This window comes from Accumulibacter sp. (assembly GCF_029255145.1).
In the GTDB taxonomy this organism is placed as follows: Bacteria; Pseudomonadota; Gammaproteobacteria; order Burkholderiales; family Rhodocyclaceae; genus Accumulibacter.
On the sequence record NZ_JAPUVQ010000113.1, the window covers coordinates 45,973 to 71,093 of the forward strand.

At 63.8% G+C, this 25,121-nt stretch carries 25 protein-coding genes; 10 read left to right on the forward strand and 15 right to left on the reverse strand.

The genetic code is table 11. The features are described 5' to 3' along the window. Positions 1 to 30 precede the first annotated feature (30 nt). The gene (locus Q1L50_RS12440) at positions 31 to 552 is read left to right on the forward strand and encodes a gamma carbonic anhydrase family protein (RefSeq protein WP_300339218.1); all 522 of its coding nucleotides are present in this window, start codon (positions 31 to 33) and stop codon (positions 550 to 552) included. A 188-nt stretch (positions 553 to 740) separates the two neighbouring features. Here the strand turns inward: Q1L50_RS12440 and Q1L50_RS12445 are convergent, their stop codons facing one another. Then, positions 741 to 1,829, reverse strand: coding sequence for a nucleotide disphospho-sugar-binding domain-containing protein (locus Q1L50_RS12445; RefSeq protein WP_300339220.1), 1,089 nt, complete (start codon positions 1,827 to 1,829; stop codon positions 741 to 743). 680 nt (positions 1,830 to 2,509) lie between these two features. On the opposite strand from Q1L50_RS12445, the gene pepA reads away from it, so the two are divergent. Next, positions 2,510 to 3,367, forward strand: a complete 858-nt coding sequence (gene pepA / locus Q1L50_RS12450) for a flocculation-associated PEP-CTERM protein PepA (protein ID WP_300339222.1) — start codon at positions 2,510 to 2,512, stop codon at positions 3,365 to 3,367. Positions 3,368 to 3,707: 340 nt separating this feature from the next. On the opposite strand, the gene Q1L50_RS12455 is transcribed toward pepA, so the two are convergent. After that, positions 3,708 to 3,896: a hypothetical protein gene (locus tag Q1L50_RS12455; protein WP_300339224.1), complete on the reverse strand. Its 189-nt coding sequence runs from the start codon at positions 3,894 to 3,896 to the stop codon at positions 3,708 to 3,710. Between the two features lie 147 nt (positions 3,897 to 4,043). Here Q1L50_RS12455 and Q1L50_RS12460 point away from each other — a divergent pair, with 147 nt between their 5' ends. Then, positions 4,044 to 5,198: an FtsX-like permease family protein gene (locus Q1L50_RS12460; protein ID WP_366145236.1), complete on the forward strand. Its 1,155-nt coding sequence runs from the start codon at positions 4,044 to 4,046 to the stop codon at positions 5,196 to 5,198. A gap of 23 nt (positions 5,199 to 5,221) precedes the next feature. Beyond that, positions 5,222 to 6,433 (forward strand): ABC transporter permease, encoded by a 1,212-nt coding sequence (locus tag Q1L50_RS12465; RefSeq protein ID WP_300339284.1) that lies wholly within the window; start codon positions 5,222 to 5,224, stop codon positions 6,431 to 6,433. Positions 6,434 to 6,629: 196 nt separating this feature from the next. On the opposite strand, the gene Q1L50_RS12470 is transcribed toward Q1L50_RS12465, so the two are convergent. From Q1L50_RS12470 to Q1L50_RS12485, 4 genes are all read right to left on the reverse strand, one after another. Then, positions 6,630 to 7,835 carry an MFS transporter gene (locus Q1L50_RS12470; RefSeq protein ID WP_300339227.1) on the reverse strand — a complete coding sequence of 402 codons (1,206 nt, stop codon included), beginning with the start codon at positions 7,833 to 7,835 and terminating at the stop codon, positions 6,630 to 6,632. 61 nt (positions 7,836 to 7,896) lie between these two features. Then, the gene (gene mnmA, locus Q1L50_RS12475) at positions 7,897 to 8,997 is read right to left on the reverse strand and encodes a tRNA 2-thiouridine(34) synthase MnmA (RefSeq protein ID WP_300339229.1); all 1,101 of its coding nucleotides are present in this window, start codon (positions 8,995 to 8,997) and stop codon (positions 7,897 to 7,899) included. A gap of 20 nt (positions 8,998 to 9,017) precedes the next feature. Beyond that, a complete protein-coding gene (locus Q1L50_RS12480) occupies positions 9,018 to 9,698 on the reverse strand; it encodes a hypothetical protein (protein WP_300339230.1) in 681 nt (226 codons plus the stop codon). Next, positions 9,689 to 10,135: an NUDIX hydrolase gene (locus Q1L50_RS12485; protein WP_300339232.1), complete on the reverse strand. Its 447-nt coding sequence runs from the start codon at positions 10,133 to 10,135 to the stop codon at positions 9,689 to 9,691. Before Q1L50_RS12485 ends, Q1L50_RS12480 begins: the two co-directional genes overlap by 10 nt. A 106-nt stretch (positions 10,136 to 10,241) precedes the next feature. On the opposite strand from Q1L50_RS12485, the gene Q1L50_RS12490 reads away from it, so the two are divergent. From Q1L50_RS12490 to Q1L50_RS12515, 6 genes are read left to right on the forward strand one after another with little or no spacing between them, the layout of a single operon-like run. Next, complete coding sequence (locus Q1L50_RS12490) at positions 10,242 to 11,162, forward strand: branched-chain amino acid transaminase (RefSeq protein ID WP_300339234.1); 921 nt, start codon at positions 10,242 to 10,244, stop codon at positions 11,160 to 11,162. Between the two features lie 39 nt (positions 11,163 to 11,201). Further along, positions 11,202 to 11,399 (forward strand): zinc-finger domain-containing protein, encoded by a 198-nt coding sequence (locus Q1L50_RS12495; RefSeq protein ID WP_300339236.1) that lies wholly within the window; start codon positions 11,202 to 11,204, stop codon positions 11,397 to 11,399. A 55-nt stretch (positions 11,400 to 11,454) separates the two neighbouring features. Next, a complete protein-coding gene (waaF, locus tag Q1L50_RS12500) occupies positions 11,455 to 12,468 on the forward strand; it encodes a lipopolysaccharide heptosyltransferase II (protein WP_300339238.1) in 1,014 nt (337 codons plus the stop codon). Between the two features lie 7 nt (positions 12,469 to 12,475). Continuing rightward, entirely contained in the window at positions 12,476 to 12,925 is a 450-nt protein-coding gene (locus Q1L50_RS12505; protein WP_300339240.1) for a nuclear transport factor 2 family protein, read from the forward strand. After that, complete coding sequence (locus tag Q1L50_RS12510; protein WP_300339242.1) at positions 12,922 to 13,902, forward strand: hydrolase; 981 nt, start codon at positions 12,922 to 12,924, stop codon at positions 13,900 to 13,902. Before Q1L50_RS12505 ends, Q1L50_RS12510 begins: the two co-directional genes overlap by 4 nt. Beyond that, positions 13,895 to 15,283, forward strand: coding sequence for a phosphomannomutase/phosphoglucomutase (locus Q1L50_RS12515; protein WP_300339244.1), 1,389 nt, complete (start codon positions 13,895 to 13,897; stop codon positions 15,281 to 15,283). The genes Q1L50_RS12510 and Q1L50_RS12515 overlap by 8 nt, the downstream gene beginning before the upstream one ends. Before the next feature lie 202 nt (positions 15,284 to 15,485). Here the strand turns inward: Q1L50_RS12515 and Q1L50_RS12520 are convergent, their stop codons facing one another. The 9 genes from Q1L50_RS12520 to rlmN form a co-directional block, all read right to left on the reverse strand. After that, entirely contained in the window at positions 15,486 to 16,016 is a 531-nt protein-coding gene (locus Q1L50_RS12520; protein ID WP_300339246.1) for a low molecular weight protein-tyrosine-phosphatase, read from the reverse strand. A 268-nt stretch (positions 16,017 to 16,284) separates the two neighbouring features. Continuing rightward, positions 16,285 to 17,742: a ribosome biogenesis GTPase Der gene (gene der, locus Q1L50_RS12525; RefSeq protein ID WP_300339248.1), complete on the reverse strand. Its 1,458-nt coding sequence runs from the start codon at positions 17,740 to 17,742 to the stop codon at positions 16,285 to 16,287. A 148-nt stretch (positions 17,743 to 17,890) separates the two neighbouring features. Then, the gene (gene bamB, locus Q1L50_RS12530; RefSeq protein WP_300339250.1) at positions 17,891 to 19,030 is read right to left on the reverse strand and encodes an outer membrane protein assembly factor BamB; all 1,140 of its coding nucleotides are present in this window, start codon (positions 19,028 to 19,030) and stop codon (positions 17,891 to 17,893) included. After that, entirely contained in the window at positions 19,030 to 19,713 is a 684-nt protein-coding gene (locus Q1L50_RS12535; RefSeq protein WP_300339251.1) for a tetratricopeptide repeat protein, read from the reverse strand. Before Q1L50_RS12535 ends, bamB begins: the two co-directional genes overlap by 1 nt. Beyond that, positions 19,713 to 21,011 carry a histidine--tRNA ligase gene (gene hisS / locus Q1L50_RS12540; RefSeq protein WP_300339253.1) on the reverse strand — a complete coding sequence of 433 codons (1,299 nt, stop codon included), beginning with the start codon at positions 21,009 to 21,011 and terminating at the stop codon, positions 19,713 to 19,715. The genes Q1L50_RS12535 and hisS overlap by 1 nt, the downstream gene beginning before the upstream one ends. After that, complete coding sequence (ispG, locus tag Q1L50_RS12545; RefSeq protein ID WP_300339255.1) at positions 21,008 to 22,246, reverse strand: flavodoxin-dependent (E)-4-hydroxy-3-methylbut-2-enyl-diphosphate synthase; 1,239 nt, start codon at positions 22,244 to 22,246, stop codon at positions 21,008 to 21,010. Before ispG ends, hisS begins: the two co-directional genes overlap by 4 nt. Before the next feature lie 28 nt (positions 22,247 to 22,274). Further along, on the reverse strand, positions 22,275 to 23,201 hold the full coding sequence (locus Q1L50_RS12550; protein WP_300339257.1) for a helix-turn-helix domain-containing protein: 927 nt from the start codon (positions 23,199 to 23,201) through the stop codon (positions 22,275 to 22,277). Beyond that, positions 23,198 to 24,001 carry a type IV pilus biogenesis/stability protein PilW gene (pilW, locus tag Q1L50_RS12555; protein WP_300339259.1) on the reverse strand — a complete coding sequence of 268 codons (804 nt, stop codon included), beginning with the start codon at positions 23,999 to 24,001 and terminating at the stop codon, positions 23,198 to 23,200. The genes Q1L50_RS12550 and pilW overlap by 4 nt, the downstream gene beginning before the upstream one ends. Next, positions 23,998 to 25,116, reverse strand: a complete 1,119-nt coding sequence (gene rlmN / locus Q1L50_RS12560; RefSeq protein ID WP_300339261.1) for a 23S rRNA (adenine(2503)-C(2))-methyltransferase RlmN — start codon at positions 25,114 to 25,116, stop codon at positions 23,998 to 24,000. The genes pilW and rlmN overlap by 4 nt, the downstream gene beginning before the upstream one ends. Positions 25,117 to 25,121 lie beyond the last annotated feature (5 nt).

Below are 25,121 nucleotides of genomic sequence, written 5' to 3' on the forward strand. Positions count from 1 at the left end.
GCGATCCACAACGACAGCGAGACCTACATCATGCCCATCTTCGCCATCGGCAGCCGCCGCCCGCAGCTCGACCCGCACAGTTGGGTCGCCCCGACGGCGATCGTCATCGGCGACGTTCGGCTGGCCAGAAACGCCTCGATCTGGTGGAATGCCACGCTGCGCGGCGACAACGACCCGATCAGCATCGGCGAGAACAGCAACATCCAGGACAACTCGGTGCTGCACACCGACGAAGGCGTGCCAATGACCATCGGCCGCGACGTCACCGTCGGCCACCTGGTGATGCTGCACGGCTGCACCATCGGCGATGGCTCGCTGATCGGCATCGGTTCAGTGCTGCTCAACCGCTGCGTGATCGGCAAGGGCTGCATCGTCGGCGCCAACACCCTGATCCCGGAAGGCAAGGTCTTCCCCGACCACTCGCTGATCGTCGGTTCGCCGGGCAAGGCGATTCGCCAGCTCGGCCCTGAAGAAGTCGAGCGCCTGCGGCACAGCGCCGACCACTACGTCGCCAACTGGCAGCGCTACGCGCGCGAACTAGAAGCCTTGTAGCCGCGGCGTGTGAGCCGAGCGGACCAAGACCGGTCTGCGCGACGAGGTCACTCGCAGGCCGGCCACGTCGTCAATCCCGAGCGCGTCGGCGTTTGCGATGGTGGGCCCGGATCCTGCTCGACACCCACCGAAGGGAACACACGCCACCGCCTGACCGACCGGGCGGCGAGCCCGGGAATCGACCATCCTCAAACGCCCGATCTGGGCGCAGTATCGGCCCCCTCGGCCAGCAATGACTGGATGACTGTCTTGAAACGGTCAACCGACGAGTAAGCCTGGAACGAAGCCGCCACCTCCTGCGCCCGTTGCGTGAAGGAGCGCTCACCCAACATCGCGCTGATCAGGTCCCCAGCCCTTCGCTGCGACACTCGATCGGCGCGCAGTTGCGCACCCGCACCCGAGGCAGTCACGAACTGCATGTTCAGCAACTGATCGAGGTTGCTGGGAATGCCCAGCACCGGCTTGCCCGCTCGAAGTGCCTGGTGTGTACTCGGGCTGCCGCCGTTGCAGACGACCAGGCTGGCCAGCGCCGACACCTCGTTTCCCGGCAGGAAACGGGCGGTCACGAGTCGTGGCGAAGCCGGCAGGTCTACGCCACTTGTTGCCACCGCGACCCGGCACCCGGTCGACAACGCGCCTTCAACGAGGTCCGCCAACACCCTCGGATCGCCGGAGCTTCCCATGGCGATGTAAACCAGATCCTTTGGCTCGTTCAAGTGGAGCAATTCGGCTGGAAGCGGAGCCAGCGGCGACCAGATGATCGGCCCGATGTAGACGTACCTGGCCGATTCCCCATGCTCGGCGAACGGAACAAGCTCAGGCACGTCGGCAAGCAAGGTGACGTCGCCTTCGCTGAAAATCCGCCGCAGATCGAAGCCCAGCGAAGGCAGCCCGTAGCGCTTGCGAAGCCGGTGCATGGGGAGCGCATGGAAGGCAAGAATGGCGGGACAGAGCAAGCGAAAGAGCGGATTCACGGTTGCCGGACCCAGTAAGCGGGTCACTGGATGGACTGGCACATCGAATGCGACGCGAACATGAGGACTCCAGTAGGCATTGGAGATGGCGACGTAGGGAACACCAGCGAGCCGCGCGCTCACTGCCAACGACAGCCGAAAGTCTCCGACCACAAGGTCCGGGGCGAATCGTTCAATCTCCCGCAGGTCGTCTTGGACGTATCTTTCGAGAACATCAAGCGGGAACACCGGCCTGCCGCTCGCCACCGCTCGCAGATAGGCGGCACTGCCAATGCACTCGACCTCCCTGACAATCAGACCCACTTCCGCCGGGATGCTGGCATAATCGGCGCCAGTGACGAAAGTCACGGCGTAGACTTCGGGATCAAGCGAGCTGGCCAGAACGCTGGGACGGGCAACATGAGCCAGCGTTGCCGGCTCGCCGAAAAAGAGAATTCGCCTTCGCGTCCTGGCCGGTTCACGCCGCCCGTTTGCGTGCGCCATGGAATTCGTTTCGTCCCGCTGATCTGCATCTGGAATCAAGACATTGACCTCTCAGTTCACGGCCACCACGAAGGGTCGGCGCGATGGACGCCTGCGACAGGGCGTTCAGCCAGCCCCACCCAGGCGAGCACCCGATGAGCACGCGTTCACCGGCCCCGGATCGGAAGCAGCGCAGACCAGTAGAATCGCGAACGGGAAGCGAGAGATCTTACCGCACGCTGTTGACAGCTTGACGCAGGCAGTGCATTGAACATTGCCTCAGACTGAGCGCATGCCTGCCTCCACACAGCAACCCCCGTTGCATGCAACAGACCGCCGGAGTGTCGGATTTTTTTACAGTGGAACCGGAACCGAGCGGCACCCAAACAAGAAGTAAGATATATAACGTTGTTTTTGAACGGATTTTAATATGTGGCACGCGGATTGCTTACTAGACGTGTGCCGCAACAATAAACCAAAGTTCTCGTGATAAACCTAGTTTTGCAGCAAGGAGTCTGGTCATGAAAAAGAAAATTCTTCGTCCCCTGGTAGCCACTATGGCGATCGGGCTGTGCTCCTCAGCATTCGCGAGCACAATCACCAACCTGGACCTCGTAGCCGCAACCCCGTTCAACGGGTTCGACTGGTCGGGTAACGGAACGGTCGTCTCGACGCCTGGTCCGGCATACAAGAACGGCGACGCGGTAACAAGCTACTACTTTGCCGACGCCAAGACCCTCGACAAGGTCGGCGGCGGCAGCTTCGTCACGCCGAACATGATCCTTGGCGCGCCTGGCGGCGGAGCTTTTGCCGCCGGCAAGTACGAATACACCGTCGTTGCCACGCTGTCCGAAATCATTTCCTGCGGCGTCGGGCCGATTGGTACGCCTTGCGGCGCTTTGCCGGGCTTCTTCACCGCCCTTGGGGGAACGTGGGACGTCTACTATGACTACGCTGGAAACGCGTTCGGCGACACCATCGCCAACCAGATCACGGGAACGGGGTTCACCGACGGCACCAAGGTGCTGAGTGGTCTCGTCGATCCCGGGTTTGCGGGAGTGTTTGTTCCCACCTCGGCAACCAGCGGTACGGGTTCATTCTCCTTCGAGGGACCGGTAACCTATACCAACCCCACCTACATTTCGCCAGACCAGTGGAGAACCAACGCAACCTCAACGCTCCAGCGTGGAACATTTACGACCAACTGGACAGCCCCGACGGGAACTCCGTTTGGCGCTCTGCCGCCGAGCAACATCACCTTCCAGGCTGATGCCCAGCAAGCACTGCAGGTGGTGCCGGAGCCGACCTCGGTTGCGCTCTTCGGAATCGCTCTGCTTGGTGTGTTCGCACGGAGCACTCGGCGCAAGCAACTGAGCTAGGCGAAGTTGCCTCACTAGAAAAGGCCGGCGTCAAACGCCGGCTTTTTTTCGTTCCGTGCAGATGGCCGACGCCCATTCTCGTCCTGGATCGCAATGCAAAGATCGGCCGGCCATATCCTTCGGATAGGTCACCTCCGCCCCATGCTGCTCCCTGCATGTGCGTAACCTTGATCGCCTGTCCCCGGATGGCTGCGCGACTGGCGCTTTGCGGCCCAAGGCCGCTCTCACCCACAGGCCCCTCTTCCACCGGCACACCGCAGCTTACCCAAGGGGCGTTCTTCGACGATCTTGGCGCCGCACGGATTGCGTGATCACTTAGCGTCCGGTAGCATAGATTCCGTCAGCGTTGTAACTCTGCCCTGGTCAGTGAATCGCACGAGAAGCGTGCGGCAAGGCGTGCCCCTTTCACCAGCCGCAGCAACAAGATCAGCCGTTCAACCGAGACACTCCCATCAGGCTCATGCTTGCTCTCCTTGCGCGACGCCTTGGTGACCACCGTGAATGATGAGCCGACGGCAAGGACTTTCATTCTTGCTCCGCTGGCGTCGGGCCGGTTTGCCCCTTTCTCCTGCCAGTCCCTGTTGCCTACGCCAAGACCGCGATGAGTTCGTTCAATAGAGACTTGTTGGCCGCCTGGCGCAACGTTGAACGTCAACGCCGACGAAGTTCCGTTGCCGTGACCGCGGTAGCCTTTGGGGTGGTCGCACTGGTTCTCGCTGGCGGATTCATCGACTGGCTGCTCATGGCTCTGCGCGAGTCGACGATCAATGCACAGATCGGGCACGTCCAGGTGATGCGCCCTGGCTATCGAGACAAGGGACTGGGAGATCCGTTCAACTATCTCCTTCCAGAAGACTCATCCGAACAAGCGGCGATAGCCGCAATGCCGGAAGTCAAGGCCATGGGCGCCCGGCTGTCGTTCAGCGGCTTGATCAGCCAGGGGGAAGCGACGGTGGCGTTCATTGGCGACGGCGTCGAGCCCGACAAGGAACGCCTCCTCTCCAGCGCCCTGCACATCACCAGCGGCGAGGCACTTTCATCGGCAGATACTCGCAGCGTCATCCTGGGAAAGGGACTGGCCGCCAACCTCGGGGTACAGGTGGGAAGCACTGTCGTCCTGATGGCGACAACTGCTTCGGGCGGGATCAATGCGGTGGAATGCCGGGTACGAGGTCTCTTCGTTACCGCCTCAAAGGCGTACGACGACGCCGCCCTGCGGGTGCCCATCGCGACCGCGCGCAAATTGCTCAAGGTTGCCGGGTCGCATGTCTGGGTCATACTTCTGGACCATACCGAACAGACCTCGGAGGTGCTGGAGAAGCTGCGCGCGCAGCACGGCGCGGCGGCGCTGGAATTTGTCCCGTGGAATGAGCTGACCGACTACTACAACAAGACCGCCAGCCTGTTCAAGCGGCAGGTAGGAATCATCCGGCTGATCATCGGTCTGCTCATCGTGCTGTCCATTTCCAATACGCTGATCATGAACGTCATGGAGCGTCGAGGCGAGATTGGAACCGCGATGGCCCTGGGCTTGCGACGATCGAACATCCAACGACAGTTTCTCATCGAGGGGGCCGTGCTTGGCCTGCTCGGAGGCGCGATCGGGGCGATCGTCGGCGTGCTGCTTTCCACGCTGATCAGCTGGATTGGCATTCCGATGCCACCGGCACCGGGAATGGAAAGCGGATACACCGCCGAAATCCTCAATTCCTGGAGTCTGACTGCGGGCGCTTTCGTCCTGGCGGTCGCGACCAGCGTCATCGCTGGCCTGTATCCTTCGTTCAAGGCGTCACGCATGATCATCGTCGACGCACTGCGGGCCAATCGATAGTGTCTCTTACGCCCGCACGCCTGATGTTCTCGCTCGCTTTTCGAAACATCTTTCGCCAAAAAGTGCGAACGGCGATGACGCTAGCGGCGATCGTCTTCGGTGTTCTCGGGCTGATTCTGGGCGGCGGGTTTATCCAGGATATGCTGACTCAACTCGCCGAAACGATCATCCATTCGCAGTCCGGCCACATTCAGATCAACCGCAAGGGCTTCTTCGAAAGCGGGTCACGCTCACCAGAGAAGTTCCTGATCGATCGTCCAGACGAAGTGCGTACGACAAGCGCTTCATTGCCCGGTATCGACGACCAGATGGCGCGCATCAGCTTTTCCGGGCTACTCAACAACGGCAAGACCGATAAGTCAGTCCTGGGTGAGGGCATAGAGCCCGACCGCGAAACCAGGCTCGGAAGCCTTCTACGAATTATCGCTGGGAGACAACTGACCAATGATGACCGTTACGGAGCGCTGGTCGGCGAAGGTATAGCCACCAGCCTGAAACTTGAGCCGGGCAGCCGCGTAACGCTGGTCGCCAATTCGACCGAAGGCGCCTTGAACACCGTGGAACTGGAAGTGGTCGGCGTGTTCCAGAGCTTCTCGAAGGAGTTCGACGCCAGCGCCGTGCGGATTCCCCTGGCTGCGGCGCAGGAACTGCTGGCCAGTGCTGGCGTGAACACGATCGTTGTCTCGCTGCAGCGGACTTCCGACACGGACCGCACCGTAAACTCGCTTCGGCAGTTGCTTGACCCCGACGACTACGAAGTCAGGGCGTGGTACCAGATCAACGACTTCTACGAGAAGGCCGTCGCGCTCTACGAGCGGCAGTTCAGCGTGCTGATCCTGATCATTCTGGTCACGGTGCTGCTGAGTGTGGCCAACAGTGTCAACATGAGCGTCTCCGAGCGTGTGGGGGAATTCGGCACGATGATGGCCGTCGGCAACAGGCCCGGACAGATATTTCGCCTGATTGTCGTGGAGAATGTCCTCTTGGGAGCGTCTGGCGCAGCGATCGGCGCAGCTCTCGGCGTGCTGATGGCTCTGGCAATTTCTGCCGTCGGCGTTCCGATGCCGCCGCCACCCAACGCCAACCTCGGCTACACGGCTCACGTGGCGATCGTACCGTCACAAATCGCACTGGCCTTCGCGGTTGGATTCCTGGCTACAGTCCTGGCTTCCTTGTTCCCGGCGTTCCGCGTTGCCCGGATCCCCGTGGTCGAAGCCCTCCGACAGAACGTGTGAGCCGTGCAGCCCCCCGCATGCAACGATCCGTCGCCCGCATCTGTGACGCCACCGCGATTGCGCGCCGCAAAGCGCTTCAAGGTCGGTCATAGCGACTTCCAGAGTCTAAATCCTCGCCGCCAACTCAGACCCCGGATAGCCGAACCCGGCGCCCGACTGCAAGAAAGCGGCAGCAACCATTCCTCACGTCCGCGAGTCAGAATCCGGCGTCATCGGCGCGCCGCCGTCGGCGGACCGCGAGCACGACGCTGGCCAGGGTGGTCAGCGCGACGAGTGGCAGGGCAAGGATACTGAGCGTGGTCCAGCCGCCGTCGGTGACCAGCAGACCGGCGGCAAACGAAGTTGCGCCCTGGATGCCGAGAACGATGAAGTCGTTGCTGCCCTGAATTTTGGCTTTTTCCTCGGGGCGGCAGGCCTCGGTCAGCAGCGTGGTGCCGCCGACGAAAAGGAAGTTCCAGCCAACTCCCAGCAGGACCAGCGCCCACCAGAAGTGCATCAGGCTGACGCCGGACAGGGCGATGCCGATGCAGACCAACAGCAGCGCAGCGCCGACCAGCAGGACGGTCAGCACACCGTAGCGTTTGATCAGGTCGCCGGTGAAGAACGATGGGGCGAACATGCCGATCACGTGCCACTGCAGAATGAAGGCCGTGTCAGCGAATGGCAAACCGCAGATCTCCATCGCCAACGGCGTCGCGGTCATCAGCAGGTTCATCGTCGCGTAGCCGCAGGCAGCGGCAAGAACAGCGACGATCAGCTCCGGCTGGCGCGCGATCTCCCGGAAGGGCCGGCCAGCCCCCTGCTGTCCGCTGGCCGGCAACGCCGGGATTTCGAGCCGGCTGGCCAGCAGCATCGCCAGCGCCGCAAAGCCGATCAGCGCAAGATAGCTCGCCAGGTAGGTCGGTTGCAGCAGATTGCGCGTCAGCGTACCGACCTGTGGTCCGATCACGCCGCCGACGATGCCCCCGGCCAGGGTCAGCGAAATTGCCTTGCCTCGCCAGTCGGCAGGCGCCGCATCGACCGCTGCAAAGCGGTACTGCTGGCCGAACGCGTTATAGACGCCGGCCAGAATCGTTCCCAGACAGAGCAGCCAGAAACTGCTTGCATACACCGCAATCGCCGACAACAGCGCACCACCGACCCCGAACGCCGCCCCGAGCATGAAGCCGATGCGGCGACCATGATGCTTCATGAACAGCGCTGCGGGAACCGCGGCCAGCGCCGCACCGATGACGTAGGTGGTAATCGGCAAGGTCGCCAGCCGCTTGTCGGCGGCGAGTTGCAAGCCGAGCAGGCCATTGATCGCCACCAGGGTCACGCCGTTGGTCAGCAGCAGGGCCTGCGCAGCAGCCAGCAGGGCGATGTTTTGCCGATACGGCAGCGCGCTCGTCGGCGCGCTCATCGCTGTCCTGCCTTGTCCGCCAGTTGCCCGCCAGCTACGCCATGAGCAGCGCTTGCCGGGCTCACGCGATAACGCCGCCACCCAGGCAGACGCGGCTTTCGTAGACCACCACCGACTGCCCAGGGGTCACAGCCCACTGTGGCTCGGCAAAGCGGACCACACACGAGTCGGCGTCGACGCGTTCGAGCTCGCACGCCGCGTCGGCCTGCCGATAGCGTGTCTTGGCGGTGTACACCCAGTGCGTGTGCGGCCGCTCGCCGGCGACCCACGACAGATCGGAGGCATTCAGCTCTTCGGCCAGCAGGGCGGGATGCGCGTGCCCCTGGACGACATACAGGACGTTGCTGGCAAGGTCCTTGCCGGCAACGAACCAGGCGTCGTGGTCGCCGCTGTCGGCGCTCTTGCCCCCCTTCACCCCGCCGATGTGCAAGCCCTTGCGCTGGCCGATGGTGTGGTAGGCGACGCCATCGTGCTCGCCGAGCAGGCGGTTGTCTTCAAGGCCGCGAATTTCGCCTTTCTGCCGCGGCAGATAGCGCATCAGGAAGTCCTTGAACGGTCGCTCGCCGATGAAGCAGATGCCGGTCGAATCCTTCTTCAGAGCGACGTGCAGGCCGGCCGCGTCGGCGATCTTGCGGACCTCGCGCTTGTACAGTCCGGCCAGCGGAAACAGCGCTTTCGACAACTGCTGCTGGTTGAGGCGATGGAGAAAATAGCTCTGATCCTTGGTCCCATCTTCGGCCTTGAGCAACTGGAAAGCACCGGCAAATTCGCGTACCCCGGCATAGTGGCCGGTCGCGATGCAGTCCGCGCCGATGCGCAGCGCGTGCTCTAGAAAAGCGCTGAACTTGATCTCCGAGTTGCACAGCACGTCCGGGTTTGGCGTTCGCCCGGCCTGATATTCCTTCAGGAAGTGTGCAAAGACACGCTCCTTGTATTCGGCGGCGAAGTTTACTACCTCGACGTCGATGCCGATGACGTCGGCAACGCTGATGACGTCGACCAGATCCTGTCGTGCCGAGCAGTACTCGTCGCTGTCGTCGTCCTCCCAGTTCTTCATGAACAGCCCGAGCACACGCCAGCCCTGTTGCTTGAGCAGCAGTGCCGCCACTGCCGAATCGACGCCGCCAGACAAGCCGACGACCACCGTCTTTGCCTCATTCATTTTCTTGCCCTTGCTCGCGATCACCATCCCGGTCGTGCGCCGGGGCTGCCCGCGGCAGCCTCCGCGCGCCTGTTGTTCTCGTCACCCGCCGGTTGGCTTTCACCGGCTTCCTGGCTTTCACCGGCTTCTTGGTCTGCACTCGTTTCGTCGCCGCCTGCCAACCACCTCGGCAGCGCAATAACCACCGCCGGCTGGCCATTGTCGCGAAACCAGCTGTCGACGACGTAGTAACGTGTCGACGCGGCCGCCTGCCCTCCCCGACCAATTTCCTCGATTTGCGCCGAATGGTGCACCGACAGGTGGTGCACACGGTACTCCGGGTCAAGGACGCGGTGAAACCGAAGCCAGCCACGGCTTTCCAGCAAGCGCAACAGACGGGTGGTAGTGGTCGAATGGTCGATACAGTCCATCCGCCCATCGACGCCAGCATCCTCCGTATTGCCGCCGCGGTCGGCCGCAATCGGCGTCTGCTGGCCGGCCCAGCCGAGCAGCCAGCCAATCACCAGCGACAAACGCTGGCGCTCGTCTGCCGCGGCCCGTGCGGCGCCCAGGAAAGCCCGGACTTGCTGCAGCTGGCGATCGCTATAGATGACCTCGGCGCTGGTCAGACACCCATAGTTGTAACAGACGCTGACCGCCTCGGCGCCGCGCACCGGCGCCGCGCCGACCAACAGCAGCGCCAGCAGCCACCCTACTGGCAATGGGTCAATAGATCCAGCGGATAGCGCCGGCCGGCCTGCCAGTCGTCGACGCAGCGCATCACCAGCGGGCTTCGATGGTGCTCCCGCAGTGCCCGAATCTCTTCAATCGTCAGCCAGTGCGCCGCCATAATGCCTCTGTCAAGCGCCCGCCCGGGATCGTGCGCACGGATCTCGCCACCGAAGGCAAAGCGCAGGTAGGTCACGTCCCGGGCCTCGTTGCGGCAGTTGTAGATGCCGATCAGGTACTGCGGCTCCAGGATATGGGCCGTTTCTTCGAGCGTTTCCCGAATCACCGCTTCGATCAATGACTCGCGGCATTCGAGATGGCCGGCCGGCTGGTTGTAGCAGATACCGTAATCGGTTTGCTCTTCAACGAGCAGAAAGCGGCCATCGCGCTCGAGCACGGCCGCGACAGTGACATTCGGTTTCCAGACCATTCGAGGAGCCTTGTGACCAGGGCAAAGGCGCCATTTTACCGCCAACCGGCGGCCGAAATCGGCTAGAATTTCCGCTTCAGGATTTCCCGCAAAGAGAGAGCAGACAATGTCCATGGCGGATCGCGACGGATTCATCTGGTACGACGGTCAACTGGTGCCGTGGCGCCAGGCGACCACGCACGTACTGACTCATACCCTGCACTATGGAATGGGTGTATTCGAGGGCATCCGCGCCTACAAAGCCCAACAGGGAACCGCCATTTTCCGTCTGGAGGACCACACCGACCGGCTCTTCAACTCGGCGTACATCTTCCAGATGAAGATGCCTTACGACAAGGAAACGCTGCTCGACGCGCAGAAGGAAGTGGTTCGCGCCAACCAGCTCGAATCCTGCTACATCCGGCCGATCGTTTTCTACGGTTCGGAAGCGATGGGTATCGCCGCCACCGGGGTCAGTACGCATGTGGCCATCGCCGCTTGGCCGTGGGGCGCCTATCTGGGCGCCGAGGGGATGGAGAAAGGGATCCGGGTCAAGACCTCGTCGTTCACCCGTCATCACGTAAACATCAACATGTGCCGCTCGAAATCGGTCGGTACGTACACCAACTCGATCCTCGCCCACCAGGAAGTCGCCCACGACGGCTATGACGAAGCATTGCTGCTCGACGTCGACGGCTACGTCGCCGAGGGTGCCGGCGAAAACGTCTTCATCGTCAAGCACGGCAAGCTGTACACCCCCGATCTGACGTCGTGCCTGGAGGGCATCACCCGCGCCTCGGTCCTGCAGCTGGCCGACGAACTGGGCATCCAGGTGATCGAAAAGCGGATCACACGCGACGAAATCTATTGTGCCGACGAGGCCTTCTTTACCGGCACCGCCGCCGAGGTCACGCCGATTCGCGAACTCGACAACCGTCAGGTTGGCGCCGGCCACCGTGGCCCGATCACCAGCCAACTGCAGAGCCTGTTCTTCGACTGCGTGAACGGCCGGGTGCCGGCGTATGCCCATTGGCTCGCGTACGTCTAAGCGCGTCGCCTGCGCCCCCCAGCTTGCAAGGTTGCCACCATGTCACAGACCACTCCGCAGCAGCCCATCGAGATTACCGCCAAGGACCTGCCCCTGCATTGCCCGACCGGCGACGCACCGCTGTGGGCAAGGCACCCGCGCGTATTTCTCGAGATCGCGCGCACCGGCGAGGCGATCTGCCCGTACTGCAGTGCCCACTACGTCCTCAAGGGTGAACTCCCGAAGGGACACCACTGAGGGGCGGCGGCTACCCGCCTCGGGTAGACCAGCCTAGCCAGATCACCAAGCGCTGATGAAGGCTCTGATCGTCGCCCCGTCGTGGATCGGCGACACAGTTCTGGCGCAACCACTGTTCATGCGCCTGCACCAGCGCACACCCGGCCTGCGGCTCGACGCCCTCGCGCCACGCTGGGTGGCGCCCGTACTGGAACGGATGCCGGAAATCGCGCAGGTCGTCGACAGCCCCTTCGCGCACGGCGAGCTGTCGCTGAAGACGCGTCACCGTCTTGCTCGCCAACTGGCTGAGGGCGGCTACCAGCGCGCTTACGTGCTGCCCAATTCGCTCAAGTCGGCACTGGTCCCCTTCTTTGCCGACATTCCGGAACGGATCGGCTTCGTCGGCGAGAAGCGCTATGGTCTGATCAACCGTCGGCATACGCTGGACAAGGCGCGGCTGCCGCAGATGGCCGAACGCTTCGCCCAACTCGCCGAGTCCGCCGGCGATCCACTGCCGCGACCCCTGCCGCTGCCCTCGCTGAACTCGAGCAGCGCACAACGCAGCGCGACGCTGGCGTCGCTCGGCGTCGATCTCCCGGGGAAACTGGCCATTTTTTGCCCGGGCGCCGAGTACGGTCCAGCCAAGCGCTGGCCGGCGCGCCATTTTGCGACCCTGGCCGATGCGCTGGCCGAGCGCGGTTACGCCGTCTGGCTGCTGGGATCGGCCAAGGACCGGCCGATCGCCGAGCAGATCGCCGGCCAGACCCGCCAGACCCGGCCGCGCAACCTCTGCGGCAGCACCTCGCTGGCGCAGGCGATCGACGTGCTGGCCGCCGCGACCTTCGTGGTCTGCAATGACTCCGGGCTGATGCACGTCGCCGCGGCGCTCGGCAGACCGCTGGTCGCCGTTTATGGCTCGTCGTCGCCTGCCTTTACTCCGCCGCTGTCGGAACACGCGCAGGTCCTCAGCCTCAAGCTCGAGTGCAGCCCGTGCTTCAAGCGCGAATGTCCGCTGGGTCATCTCGACTGTCTGAACAAGCTCGATCCGCAACGGGTACTGAATGCCTGCCTGGCCGGCAGCAGCGCATGAGCCGCTCATGAACCCGATCTTCGCCAGCCCGCAGGAAGTCGAAGCGGCTTTCTACGAGGCCATCGCGCGCGCCGATCTGGTCGCGCTGATGAGCGTCTGGGCCGACGACGAAGAAATCGTCTGCATTCATCCGACCGGCCAGCGCCTGAGCGGTCCGGCAGCGATTCGCGACAGCTGGCGCGGCATTTTCGCCAATAATCCGCGCCTCAAGGTCCGCCTGTCACGCGTCACGCGCTGGAACAGCATGCTGCTGGCAGTGCACAACGTCGTCGAGACGCTGTACATCGGCGACGAGGAAAAAGCGCACGGCCCGATGCTGGCCACCAACGTCTTTCAGCGGGGCGCCAGCGGCTGGCGACTGCTCGCGCACCATTCCTCGACGGCGGCCGACCGCGACTTGGCCGAAAAGCGGGTCGCCGGCGAGCGCGAAGGCACGGTGCCGCGGACCCTGCATTGACCCCCTACCGTGCACCGGACTGGCTGCCCGGTGGCCACGCCCAGACCATCTACCCACTGCTGATCAAACCTGCGCCGCGGTTCTACCGTCGGCAACGGTGGGAAACTCCGGATGGCGACTTCATTGATGTCGACTGGGCCGATCCGCCAACAGCATCGGTCAGCGCCGACTCGATGCCACTGCTGGTTCTTTTCCACGGGCTTGAAGGCAGTTCCCGCAGCCATTACGCGATCACGCTGATGAGCGCCTGCACGGCCATCGGCTGGACCGGCGCGGTGGTCCATTTCCGCGGCTGTTCGGGCGAAATCAATCGCCTGCCGCGCGCCTACCATTCCGGCGACAGTACCGAGATCGACTGGATCCTGAGGCGCCTGCAGCAACTTTTCCCGGCGCGTCCGCGTTACGCGGTCGGCGTTTCGCTGGGTGGCAATGCCCTGCTCAAATGGTTGGGCGAACGACAAGGCAACGCCGCCGATTGCCTGCGGGCAGCGGCAGCGATCAGTGCTCCGTTCGATCTGGGCGCCTCCGGCCACCAACTAGCCTGTGGCTTCAACCGGATCTATACGCATCACTTCCTGCAGACGCTCAAGCGCAAGGCGGCGGAAAAACTGCGCCGCCATCCCGGCCTGTTCGACGCGCAGCGCATGCGCGCAGCCAGCTGTTTACACGAATTCGACGATGTCGTCACCGCCCCACTGCATGGCTTCGCCAGCGCCGACGATTACTGGCGGCGGGCCTCAAGCAAACCGTGGATGACCGCCATCCGCCTGCCGACGCTGTTGCTCAATGCGCGCAACGATCCCTTTCTGCCGGCGCAGGCGCTGCCCGCCGCCAGCCAGACAGCCGCCAGCGTGCAAGCCGAATTCCCGCAACAGGGCGGCCACGTCGGCTTCGTCAGCGGCCGCCTGCCGGGGCGGCTGGACTGGCTGCCACAACGCATTCTTCATTTTTTTCGGAACGAGGTACGAGATGTCTGAATTGAACGCCGCCCTCCCCAGCGAGATTTTCAAGGCCTACGATATTCGCGGCATCGTCGGCAAGACGCTGACCGCCGCGATCGTCCGCCGTATCGGCCACGGCCTCGGTTCGCTGGCGGCCGAGCGTGGGCAGCGCGCGGTCGCCGTCGGTCGCGACGGACGCCTGTCGGGACCGGAACTGGCGTCCGCGCTGATGGAAGGTATCCGCCTGGCGGGAATCGACACCATCGACGTCGGCCGCGTGCCGACACCGGTGGTCTACTTCGCCGCGCACCACCTCGGCTGCGACAGTTGTGTGGCGGTCACCGGCAGCCACAACCCGCCCGACTACAACGGCCTGAAGATGGTCGTCGGCGGCGAAACGCTTGCCGGCGAGACGATCCAGGGCATCCGCCAGCGCGTCGAAGCAGGCGACTTGTGCCGCGGCGCCGGCCAGGCCAGCGGTGCCGACGTCGGGCCAGCCTATCTGGCGCGGATCGTCGGCGACGTGCGCCTGGCGCGGCCGATGAAGATCGTCATCGACTGCGGCAACGGCGTCGCCGGCGGCATCGCTCCCGAGTTGTTCCGCACCCTTGGCTGCGACCTGGTCGAGCTGTTCTGCGAGGTTGACGGCAACTTCCCAAACCACCACCCCGATCCATCAAGACCCGAAAACCTGCAGGACCTGATCCGCGCACTGCGCGACACCGACGCCGAGATCGGGCTCGCTTTCGACGGTGACGGCGATCGTCTCGGGGTGGTCACCAGGGATGGTCAGATCATTTACCCGGACCGCCAATTGATGCTCTTTGCCGCCGACGTTTTGCGCCGCTGCCCCGGCCAGCAGATCATCTACGACGTCAAATGCACGCGCCTGCTGGCACCCTGGATCCGCGAGCACGGTGGTGAACCGCTAATGTGGAAGACCGGCCACGCGCTGGTCAAGGCCAAGCTGAAGGAGACCGGCGCGCCGCTGGCTGGCGAAATGAGCGGCCACATGTTCTTCAAGGAACGCTGGTTCGGCTTCGACGACGGCCTCTACGCCGGTGTCCGGTTGCTCGAAATCCTCTCACGCGCAAGCGACGCCAACGCGGTGCTCGAAGCACTGCCCGACAGCAGTTCGACGCCGGAGCTGAATATCGCCATGCACGAAGGCGAGCCCTTCACGCTGCTCGACGAGTTGCGGCGTGACGCCCACTTCGAGGGCGCGCGCGAGATCATCACCATCGATGGATTGCGCGTCGAGTACGCCGATGGCTTCGGCCTGGCACGTCCGTCGAACACCACGCCGGTGGTGGTGCTGAGATTCGAGGCCGACAACCGTGCTGCACTCGACCGCATCCAGGCCGACTTTCGACGCGTCCTCAACGGCGCGCGACCGGGGCTGATCCTGCCCTTCTGAGACCTGCCGACGGATCCCTGCTTTTCAGCGGGGGCCGCTGGCCGACACGACTTCGATGGGCGGCCACAGGCGCGGATGCTTTCAGAAACGGCGTTCGACGCCGCTCTGGCGACGGTGGGCAGGAAAACGGCCCGCAGCGCAGCTACGGGAGCATTCTCGGCACAGCTGGGCCGGGGCCGGCCAGCTCGCGCCGCCCTGGCGGTCAGGTCGTGCTATCGTGGTGCCTCAGCCGAGCTGGATCAGCCGCGCCAGAAGCGTCATCGGCCAGCCTTTTCTGAAGGCTTTCAATCAGCCCGTTGGCGGCATCTTCGACCATGTCGAGCACGAGATCGAAGCCGTGCCCCAGGCCGTAGTAGGGATCCGGGACCTCGTCATCGTCGAAGTTCTTGGAATAACTCATGAACAGTGCCAGCCGCTCGTGCTTTTCCGGCGGACAGATGCGTTGCAGGACCGACAGGTTGTTGTGATCCATGGCCAGGATCATGTCAAAGTAGTCGAGATCCTGGCCCGCCACCTTGCGCGCCCGCATCTCGGACAGATCGTAGCGACGACTGGCAGCAGCCCGCTGCGTACGCTGATCCGGCGCTTCGCCAACGTGATAGCCGTGCGTCCCGGCCGAATCGACCTCGACCTTGTCCTCCAGACCCTTCTCGCGAAGCATCTGGCGAACGACGCCCTCCGCCGTCGGAGAGCGGCAGATATTCCCCATACAGACAAATAGGACCTTGATCACCTTCCATCTTCCAGGTACGTTTCGTCCTCGGCCCGATTCAAGCTACCGAAGTCCGGCAAGCAACTGACGCCAAGCACGCCTCCATCATCCTTCGAAAAGCAGGTCAGTGCAACCGGGGAGCCAGGATTGTACAGAGGTGGCGACAAAAAGTCGCAGCCACCCTGAGCGCGATGGACGCGGCCAACGTTTCCCGGCCAACAACAGCTTGCCGCGCGGAGCGTACCGTTCAGCTCGGCCGGCTGCTTCGAGCGCCCGGTGTGGCCGCCGATCAGCGCGCCCTGGACGGCCTAAGGGGCCTGGCTGCGACCTTCTCCTTGCGCGCTGACCCGGGCCTGGCCGTGGCGCCGACAGCTGCTTTCGGCTGGTCGGCGGCCTTGCGGTCGCGGCGCTTCACCTCGGGCGCTTTCTTGTCGGCATACGGGTTGCTGGAAACGTTGAACTGAATCCGCAATGGCGTTCCCTGCAATTTGAACACCTCCCGGAACAGACGCTCGAGGTAACGGCGATACGACTCCGGGATCTTATCGAGGCCGTTGCCATGAATCACGATCAGCGGAGGATTGCGGCCGCCCTGGTGCGCGTAGCGCAACCTGGGCCGGAACAGGCCGTTGCGGGGCGGCGCTTGCCTGGCCACCGCGTCGATCAGCGTGCGCGTCAGTTGCGGTGTCGGAAGATTGGCAGTGGCCGCCTTGTAGGCCTCATCGACCGAGCGGAAGAGCGCCTCGAGGCCCTGCTCCCTGAGCGCCGAGACGTAGTGAAAGCGGGCGAAATCGATGAACGCCAGCTGACCTTCGAGCGCCACCTTGATCTGCTCGCGAACGTACGCGTCAAGACTGTCCCACTTGTTCACCGCAACCACCAGCGCGCGCCCCGATTCGAGGATGAAGGCGGCGATGTGGGCGTCCTGGTCGGAGATGTCCTGGCGCGCGTCGACTACCAGAAGCACGACATTGGCCTCCTCGATCGCTTGCAACGTTTTGATTACCGAGAACTTCTCGATGGTCTCGAAAACCTTGCCGCGGCGGCGAAGACCAGCCGTATCGATCAGCGTGTACTTCCTGCCAGCACGGTCGAAATCGACATGGATGGCATCGCGGGTCGTTCCCGGCTGATCGAAAGCGATCACTCGCTCTTCGCCGAGCAGTGCGTTGATCATCGTGCTCTTGCCGACATTCGGCCGACCGACGATGGCCACCCTGACGGTGTCGCTCTCGGCCTCGTTATCCCCGGGCTCTGGAAAGCCCTCCAGCGCATCATCGATCAGCGCGCGCACGCCCTCGCCGTGTGCTGCCGAGATCGGCCGCGGCTGACCCAGCCCGAGTTCGTGGAAATCGGCGGCGACAAGACCGTGACTCATTCCTTCCGATTTGTTGACCGCCACCAGAACCGGGCGGCCGGACTGGCGTAGACGATTGGCAATTTCCTTGTCCAGCGCGGTGATCCCGGCGCGACCATCGACGACCAGCACGACAACGTCGGCTTCGTCGATCGCCTGTTCGGCCTGGCGTGCCATCAGCTGCATGATGCCGTCTTTGGCCAGCGGCTCGAAACCGCCGGTGTCAATCACCAGATAGGGTTTGCTGCCCAACCTGCCATGACCGTAGTGGCGGTCGCGGGTTAGACCCGGGACGTCGGCAACCAGCGCGTCGCGGCTCCTGGTCAGTCGGTTGAACAGTGTTGACTTGCCAACATTCGGCCGTCCAACCAGGACGATGCTCGGCTTCATTCTGGACAGCGCTCGCACAGCGCGGCGCGCTGCCGTTTCCGGAGCAGTCGCGACCACGAAGGTGCCCGCGACGGAGGCGGCGAACCGCGGCGCGGACCTCCCGCAGACCTGCGCTGAAGAACGGCCCGGGCAGGTGCCATTGACTGGATCATTGCGCCTCGATCGCGTACAAACCACCGCCGCTGGTCTGCACCAGCAGGTTCTTGCCGATCCGCTGCAGCGGCGCCACGACCGGCTTGCCGTCGGTGCTCAGCCGAGCCGCAAAAGAGCCGTCGTCGCGACTCAGCAGGTGCACGACGCCCTGCACATCAGCCACCGCAACGAGCCCGCCGCTGGCCAGGGGCGCCGTGAGGCGGCGCAGAAAGAGCTTGTCCTGCTTCCAGATGCTGGCCCCGCTGGCCTTGTCGAGGGCATGCACGGCGCCCTGATCGTCGGCGACGTAAACGTAGCGGCTGTCAATCGACAAACCCGCCGCGCTCGAAATGTCACGGGCCCAGATCAGGTTCCCCGCGCCCAGATCGAAACAGGAAACGCGCCCCTGGAAGGCGACCGCGCAGATCATTCGCGCATCGATGACCGGAACGCTGCTGACATCGGCGATGCGGTCGAGCTCGGTGGCGCCTTTCGGCAAGGCGACGGTCCCTTCCCACAGCGGCGCGCCGTTGTCGGCATTCACCGCGATCAGTTTGCCGCCCGGAAAACCGGCAAAGACATACTTCTCGACCACCACCGGCCCTGCGGTCACGCGCACCGACAGGGCCGGGGTCGGGCGTTGATAGATCCACTTGCGAGTCCCGTCGGCAGCATCGTAGGCCGCAAGGCGATGGTCGCCACTGCGCACGATCACCCGTCCGCCGGCGACCGCCGGCGGCGCCAGAACCTCGCTGCTGGCCTTGGCCTCCCACAGCAGCTTGCCGTCCGCGGCGGCAAAAGCAAGAATGTCGCCCTTGGCGGTGCCGACAGCAAGCAGGCGCTCATCGGCCCCGACGCCCCCCGACAGCGGTTGCTCGGTCTTGATTCGCCAGACCGGACGACCATCGTCGAAGCGGGCGATGGTGCCGTCCCTGCCGGCCGCGTACACCGACGAGCCAACCACCGCAGGAACGAAGGCGTACGGTTCGCCCTTGCCGACGCTTTCCTGCCAGACCACGCGCGCCTGTGCGCTGGCCTGAATCGGCTGCAGTTCGGCCATCTTCGGACCGCTGCTCGAAAACGGATTCAGGGAGTCGAGCATCGAACAACCAGCCAACACCAACGGCAGCAGCAACGCCAGCACGGGGCGCCTCATCAACTGCTCTCCCCGAGGGCGTCAAGCTTCTGTTGCAGCAATTCACGGTAGGCCGCATTGGCTTGCGCGGCCTGCTGGGTGTTCTGTCCCTTGCCGGGCTGGTCTGCCTTCTCGATCCTGGCCAGAGCCTCCTGGTAGGCGCTGCGCGCCTCTGCCTTCTTGCCCTGGAGACTGAATACGTCGCCACGACTGTCGAGAAAGCGAACCGCAAAGCCGGCACCGACATTGCCATCAAGCTGCTTCAGTGCTTCATCGTAAGCCTGCTCGTCAAGCAGTAGGGCCACCAGCCGCAAACGCGCCAGATCGCGCAATTCGTTCTGGCCATGATCAATCACCCACCGTAGCTGCAAGCTGGCAGTTTTCGCGTCACCGGCGTCAACCATCACTCTGGCGGCTGACAAGGCGGCCAGTGGCGCATACGCCGTGCCGCCGAACTTCTCGATCAGTTCGCCGCTGGCGGCCTTGAGCCGCTGCGAATCATTCTCGGCCACCGCTTTCTGCAGGCTGCCGTAGACCATCGCGGCCTTGGCCGTCTGACTGCGTTGATAGTAGTTCCAGCCTTGCCACGCAAGAACGCCGATCGCGGCGGCGGTAAGGACGCCAGTCACCAGATTGCCATGCTGTTTCCACCACGCCTTGATCTCGGCGATCTGTTCCTGTTCCTCGAGGTCGTAGGTAGCCATTACGATTCTTCCCAATCCAAAATAGAACTCATGATTTCGTCAGCGACGCGATCGACGCTGACGCGCTTCTGCTGGTTCTGCTGCTCGCCGATCGAGCGCAGTGGTTTGAGCGTCACCTCGCCGGCCTCGGCCTCGTCATCACCGATGATCACCGCAAAGCCGGCCCCGGAAGCGTCTGCCTTCTTCATCTGGGTCTTGAAGCTGCCGCCGCCGCAGTGGAACAGCGCATCGATACCCTGGTCGCGCAGGCCTTCGGCAACCCGCGCGGCCAGACGCGAAGCGGCCGTTCCCTGATGAACAACGTAGACGTCGACCGCTGGCGCAGTGGTTTCCCCGCCCGCCTCGCGAATCAGCGCCAGCAGCCGCTCGACGCCCATCGCAAAACCACAGGCCGGCGCCGGCTTGCCGCCGAGTTGCTGCACCAGACCATCGTAGCGGCCACCGGCGCAGACCGTCCCCTGTGCGCCAAGGCGGTCCGTGACCCACTCGAACACGGTCAGATTGTAGTAGTCGAGGCCGCGCACCAGGCGCGGATTGATCTCGAAGGGCTGGCCGGCGTCGCGCAGAACTTGCTGCACGCCCTCGAAGTGCGCCATCGACTCGCGGCCCAGATGATCGATCAGTCTCGGCGCCCCGAGAAGCAATTCCTGCAACGCCGGACTCTTGCTGTCGAGAATGCGCAGGGGGTTGCTGTGCAGACGCCGCCTGGCGTCCTCGTCGAGTACTTCGCGGTGCTGCTCGAAATAGCGGATCAATTCTGCGCGATGGCTGGCCCGCTCGGCCGACTGCCCCAGGGTATTGAGCTGCAGGGTAATGCCGGCCAGCCCCAGGTCGCCCCACAGGCGGGCACCCATCAGGATCTGTTCGGCATCGATATCCGGGCCGGCAAAGCCCAGTGACTCGACGCCCACCTGATGGAACTGGCGATAACGCCCTTTCTGTGGCCGCTCGTGGCGAAACATCTGCCCCATGTAGTACAGCCGCTGGGGCTGGTGGGCAATCAGATTGTGCTGGATGACAGCGCGCACGCAGCCAGCGGTACCCTCGGGACGCAGCGTCAGCGGCTCACCGTTGAGGCTGTCGACAAACGAATACATCTCCTTCTCGACGATATCGGTGACCTCGCCGATAGCCCGCTTGAACAGCGGTGTCGGCTCGACGATCGGCAGGCGCAAGGGGCGGTAGCCGTAGCTCTTGAGCCACGAACGGATGGCCTCCTCGAACAGATCCCAGAACTCGGCCTCGTCCGGCAGAATATCGTTCATCCCGCGAACGGACTGGATCTTCGGAGCGATCATCTACTCTTTCTCTGGTAGCTGCGCGCCACGTAGGCATCGACGATGGCGGTGAATTCCGCTGCGATATGGTCGCCGCGCAGGGTAACGGTCTTGGCTCCGTCCTCGAACACCGGCGCCACCGGCGTCTCGCCGGTACCCGGCAGGCTGATGCCGATGTTCGCATGCTTGCTCTCGCCGGGGCCATTGACGACGCAGCCCATCACGGCCAGGGTCATGTTCTCGACCCCATCGTACTCGCCGCGCCATTGCGGCATCCGCTCGCGGACGTGCTCCTGGATCGACTGCGCCAATTCCTGAAAGAAGGTGCTGGTGGTCCGGCCGCAACCGGGACAGGCAACGACCATCGGTGTAAAGGCGCGCAGACCCATGGTCTGCAGCATCTCCTGGGCGACCATCACCTCCTGCGTCCGCTTGCCACCCGGTTCCGGGGTCAGCGAAACGCGGATCGTATCGCCGATGCCTTCCTGCAACAGGACCGCCATCGCCGCCGTCGAGGCGACGATTCCCTTGGAGCCCATTCCCGCCTCGGTCAGGCCGAGATGCAAGGGATAATCACAACGCCGTGACAGCTCGCGATAGATGGCGATCAGGTCCTGGACGCCCGAAACCTTGCACGAAAGGATGATGCGGTCAGCCGGCAGGCCAATCTCCTCGGCCCGCGCGGCCGATTCGAGCGCCGAAGCGACCATTGCCTCGCGCATCACCTCGACCGCATCCAATGGCTCTGCGCGGCGCGCATTCTGGTCCATGATCCGGGCCAGCAGATCCTGATCGAGACTTCCCCAGTTCACACCGATGCGCACCGGCTTCTCATAGCGGCAGGCCATCTCGATCATCTGCACGAACTGCTCGTCGCGTTTCCGGCCATGGCCGACATTGCCCGGATTGATCCGGTACTTGGCCAGCACGGCGGCGCATTCCGGATGCTCGGCGAGCAGGCGGTGACCGTTGTAATGAAAATCGCCGATCAGCGGCACGTCGACGCCCATCCGGTCGAGTTGCGCACGAATCGCCGCCACGGCGGCCGCCGCGGCCGGCGTATTGACAGTGATGCGCACCAGTTCAGACCCTGCACCCGCGAGCTCGGCGCACTGGATCGCCGTCCGGACGATGTCGACGGTATCGGTATTAGTCATCGACTGGACCACCACCGGTGACCCTCCACCGACGGTCACCTGGCCGATCCGGACTGCGCGCGTCGGCCGACGCCGCCGAGCAGGCAGCAAATTGCTCACAGCTTGTTGTCCACCAGTGGCGAGATCCTCATTTGACGGTAAGCCGCGCCACGCCCTTGCTGGTGTGCGACTCAAGATCGATGGTCTTGCCCTTGTACTCGACCGTCACATGGCGGGCGTTTCCCAGCACCAGCGAGAACGGCGGTTGCCCGGTGATATCCTGTTGGCTGCCTGCCGGCTTGAAACCCGTCGACAGCACCTCGCCGCGGCCATCGAGAACCTCTATCCAGGCGGCCTCCGCGAAGCGGAGCCTGAGCGTGTCGCCGACAGCTGCAGGCGGCGTGTCGATCGTCGCCGCGCCTTGCGACTGGCCGCCGGGACTCTGAACGACAGCCCCCGCCGGGTTCGCTGGCGCGGCTGCCGCCGACGGGCCAGGCGGCGCAAGCACCGGCTGCGTCTCGATCGGGGCCGCCGGCGGTGCCGCGACTACCGGCGGCGCGGCAGGCGCTGGCAAGTTGCTGCTGCCGGTCAACGCCGCCAGCTTCTCGTCCCAGAAGCCCGGTGGCACAAACAGATACGCCAGCACGGCCAGCAGCAGCAACAGCAGCCCGCCAAATATCGCGAGGTAGTCGCGCCGCTCTGCCCGCCTTCCGGCTTGCGGCAAGCTGGCGCTGGTTCCGGCGGATACCTCGAGCTGCAGAGTCCGCTGCATCTGTTCCGCGTCGAGACCGCGCATCAGGGCATCGCCGTCCAGATTGAGCAGGCGCGCGTAGTTGCGAACGAAGCCGCGAATCATGGTGTTGCCGGGCAGCGACGACCAGTCCTCGCTCTCCAGCGCGGCTACCTGCCTGGGGCCAAGCTTCAGCGACTGCGCGGCGTCGGCGACGCTGATGCCTCTGGCCTCGCGAGCGGCGCGCAGCTGCTGCCCGACGGTTGCGAGCGGCGCCTCGTGTGTAGCATTTCCGCCTGGCAAGCCCTGCTCTGCGGCGATCGAGAATACAGACTGTTCACTCATTCGAAGTTGCCTTTCAGCAGTTCATGAGCCTCCGGTGAGAGCGGAAAGTTTCGCTTCAACTGGGCAGCATAGCGGGCTTCGGCCAGACGATCGCCGAGTTTCCGTTCGACCCGCACCATTAACCACAGCGCCTCGGCATTCGGCTTGGCCTTGCGGATCAGGTCTGCAAGCTGCCGACTGGCAAGGTCCAGATTACCGCGCTGGTAGTTGATGTCTGCCAGTTGCAGCAGCGCCTGCGGGTTGTCTGGCACGATCCGCAGACTGTGCTCGATCAGCCCCTGGGCATTATCCAGATCACCGAGCTTGATGTAGCAGGCGCCGGCATTCAGGTAAGCCCTCTCGGGGGTTTCGTACAAACGGTTCTTCATTGCTCGCTGCAAAATCGGAATGGCCTCTTTCTCCCTGCCAATCTGGCAAAGATACCAGCCATAGTTGTTCTGGAGTTCGGGATCGTTGGGGTCAAGGCTCAAGGCTCGTTGAAAATCCCGGTCGGCGAGTTGCATCTCGCCGATGTGGTAGAGCACCAGCCCGCGGGTACCATGCGCCTTCGCGTAATCCGGGTCGACGACGATGGCCATCGTCAGCTCCTCAAGCGCCACCGAGTAATTCTTGTTCTGCAGGTACAGCGAACCCAGATCGGTATGCAGCTTGGCGCGCGTGCGGTTGTCGCGGGGCGGCGTCGGCCGCCGCGAATCGACGTCCTCCTCGGCGGGCTTCTGCGCGCTGCCCGAAGAGAAGAGTCCAGACGAACAGCCACTGGCGCTCAGCAACGCGACCAACACCCATGCAAGCTTCCTCATCTGGCGACCTCGTGACGCGCCATTTGGAGCGCAAAGGTTCGCCCTGTACCACGTTTTGTCCGGTCTAGAATCTGCCCCGCCAGCTGCCCGCAAGCGGCATCGATGTCGTCGCCTCGCGTCTTGCGGGTCGTCGTTACCACCCCGGCGGCCATCAGAATCTCGGCAAAACGTCGGATGCGTGGTGCCGGAGAGCGGCGATACGACGAGCCCGGGAACGGATTGAAGGGGATCAGGTTGAACTTGCACGGCACGTCGCGGGTCAGCGCCAGCAACTCCTCCGCCTGCCCATCCGAGTCATTGACGCCGTCGAGCATGACGTACTCGAAAGTCACGAAATCGCGAGGCGCCTTCTCCAGATACCGTCTGCAGGCCGCCAGCAGCAGCGGCAAGGGGTACTTGCGGTTGATCGGCACCAGTTCATCACGCAGACGGTCATTCGGCGCGTGCAGGGAAACAGCCAGAGCCACCGGGCACTCGTCGCGCAAGCGGTCCATCGCCGGTACCAGACCCGAGGTGGAGACCGTGACCCGGCGGCGGGAAAGACCATAGGCGTCGTCGTCAAGCATCAGACGCAGCGCCAGGACCGTATGGTCGAGGTTGGCCAGCGGCTCGCCCATGCCCATCAGCACGACATTGCTGATCACCCGCTCACCTTGCGTTTCGCCGTGCCGGTAAGCGCCGAGCGCGTGCCTGGCCTGCCACAACTGGCCAATGATCTCGGCAACCGTCAGATTGCGGTTGAAACCCTGCTTGCCGGTCGAGCAGAATGAGCAGTCCAGCGCACAGCCGGCCTGAGTCGAGATGCACAGCGTGCCGCGATCGTCCTCCGGAATGAACACCGACTCGACGGCATTGCCGGCGCCGACGTCGAACAGGAACTTGCGCGTCCCGTCGCCGGCGAGGCTGTCAGCAACGATGGCGGGCGGCAGCACCACCGCCATGTCCTTCAGTTTCTCGCGCAGACTCCGGGCCAGGTCGGTCATCGCATCGAAATCACCCTGCCCGAAGCGATGCACCCAGCGCAACACCTGCCTGGCGCGAAAAGGCTTCTCGCCGTGTCCGGCGAAAAACGCCGACAGGCTGGCGGCATCGAGATCGAGCAGGTTGACCGTCATGAAAA

Excerpts from the sequence above, each read along its gene's own strand:
- Q1L50_RS12440 (WP_300339218.1), top strand. The coding sequence starts at position 31 with ATGCCCATCTTCGCCATCGGCAGCCGCCGCCCGCAGCTCGACCCGCAC.
- pepA (WP_300339222.1), top strand. The coding sequence starts at position 2,510 with ATGAAAAAGAAAATTCTTCGTCCCCTGGTAGCCACTATGGCGATCGGG.
- Q1L50_RS12455 (WP_300339224.1), bottom strand. The coding sequence starts at position 3,896 with ATGAAAGTCCTTGCCGTCGGCTCATCATTCACGGTGGTCACCAAGGCG.
- Q1L50_RS12465 (WP_300339284.1), top strand. The coding sequence starts at position 5,222 with ATGTTCTCGCTCGCTTTTCGAAACATCTTTCGCCAAAAAGTGCGAACG.
- Q1L50_RS12470 (WP_300339227.1), bottom strand. The coding sequence starts at position 7,835 with ATGAGCGCGCCGACGAGCGCGCTGCCGTATCGGCAAAACATCGCCCTG.
- mnmA (WP_300339229.1), bottom strand. The coding sequence starts at position 8,997 with ATGAATGAGGCAAAGACGGTGGTCGTCGGCTTGTCTGGCGGCGTCGAT.
- Q1L50_RS12485 (WP_300339232.1), bottom strand. The coding sequence starts at position 10,135 with ATGGTCTGGAAACCGAATGTCACTGTCGCGGCCGTGCTCGAGCGCGAT.
- Q1L50_RS12490 (WP_300339234.1), top strand. The coding sequence starts at position 10,242 with ATGTCCATGGCGGATCGCGACGGATTCATCTGGTACGACGGTCAACTG.
- Q1L50_RS12495 (WP_300339236.1), top strand. The coding sequence starts at position 11,202 with ATGTCACAGACCACTCCGCAGCAGCCCATCGAGATTACCGCCAAGGAC.
- waaF (WP_300339238.1), top strand. The coding sequence starts at position 11,455 with ATGAAGGCTCTGATCGTCGCCCCGTCGTGGATCGGCGACACAGTTCTG.
- Q1L50_RS12505 (WP_300339240.1), top strand. The coding sequence starts at position 12,476 with ATGAACCCGATCTTCGCCAGCCCGCAGGAAGTCGAAGCGGCTTTCTAC.
- Q1L50_RS12515 (WP_300339244.1), top strand. The coding sequence starts at position 13,895 with ATGTCTGAATTGAACGCCGCCCTCCCCAGCGAGATTTTCAAGGCCTAC.
- der (WP_300339248.1), bottom strand. The coding sequence starts at position 17,742 with ATGAAGCCGAGCATCGTCCTGGTTGGACGGCCGAATGTTGGCAAGTCA.
- bamB (WP_300339250.1), bottom strand. The coding sequence starts at position 19,030 with ATGAGGCGCCCCGTGCTGGCGTTGCTGCTGCCGTTGGTGTTGGCTGGT.
- Q1L50_RS12535 (WP_300339251.1), bottom strand. The coding sequence starts at position 19,713 with ATGGCTACCTACGACCTCGAGGAACAGGAACAGATCGCCGAGATCAAG.
- hisS (WP_300339253.1), bottom strand. The coding sequence starts at position 21,011 with ATGATCGCTCCGAAGATCCAGTCCGTTCGCGGGATGAACGATATTCTG.
- Q1L50_RS12550 (WP_300339257.1), bottom strand. The coding sequence starts at position 23,201 with ATGAGTGAACAGTCTGTATTCTCGATCGCCGCAGAGCAGGGCTTGCCA.
- pilW (WP_300339259.1), bottom strand. The coding sequence starts at position 24,001 with ATGAGGAAGCTTGCATGGGTGTTGGTCGCGTTGCTGAGCGCCAGTGGC.
- rlmN (WP_300339261.1), bottom strand. The coding sequence starts at position 25,116 with ATGACGGTCAACCTGCTCGATCTCGATGCCGCCAGCCTGTCGGCGTTT.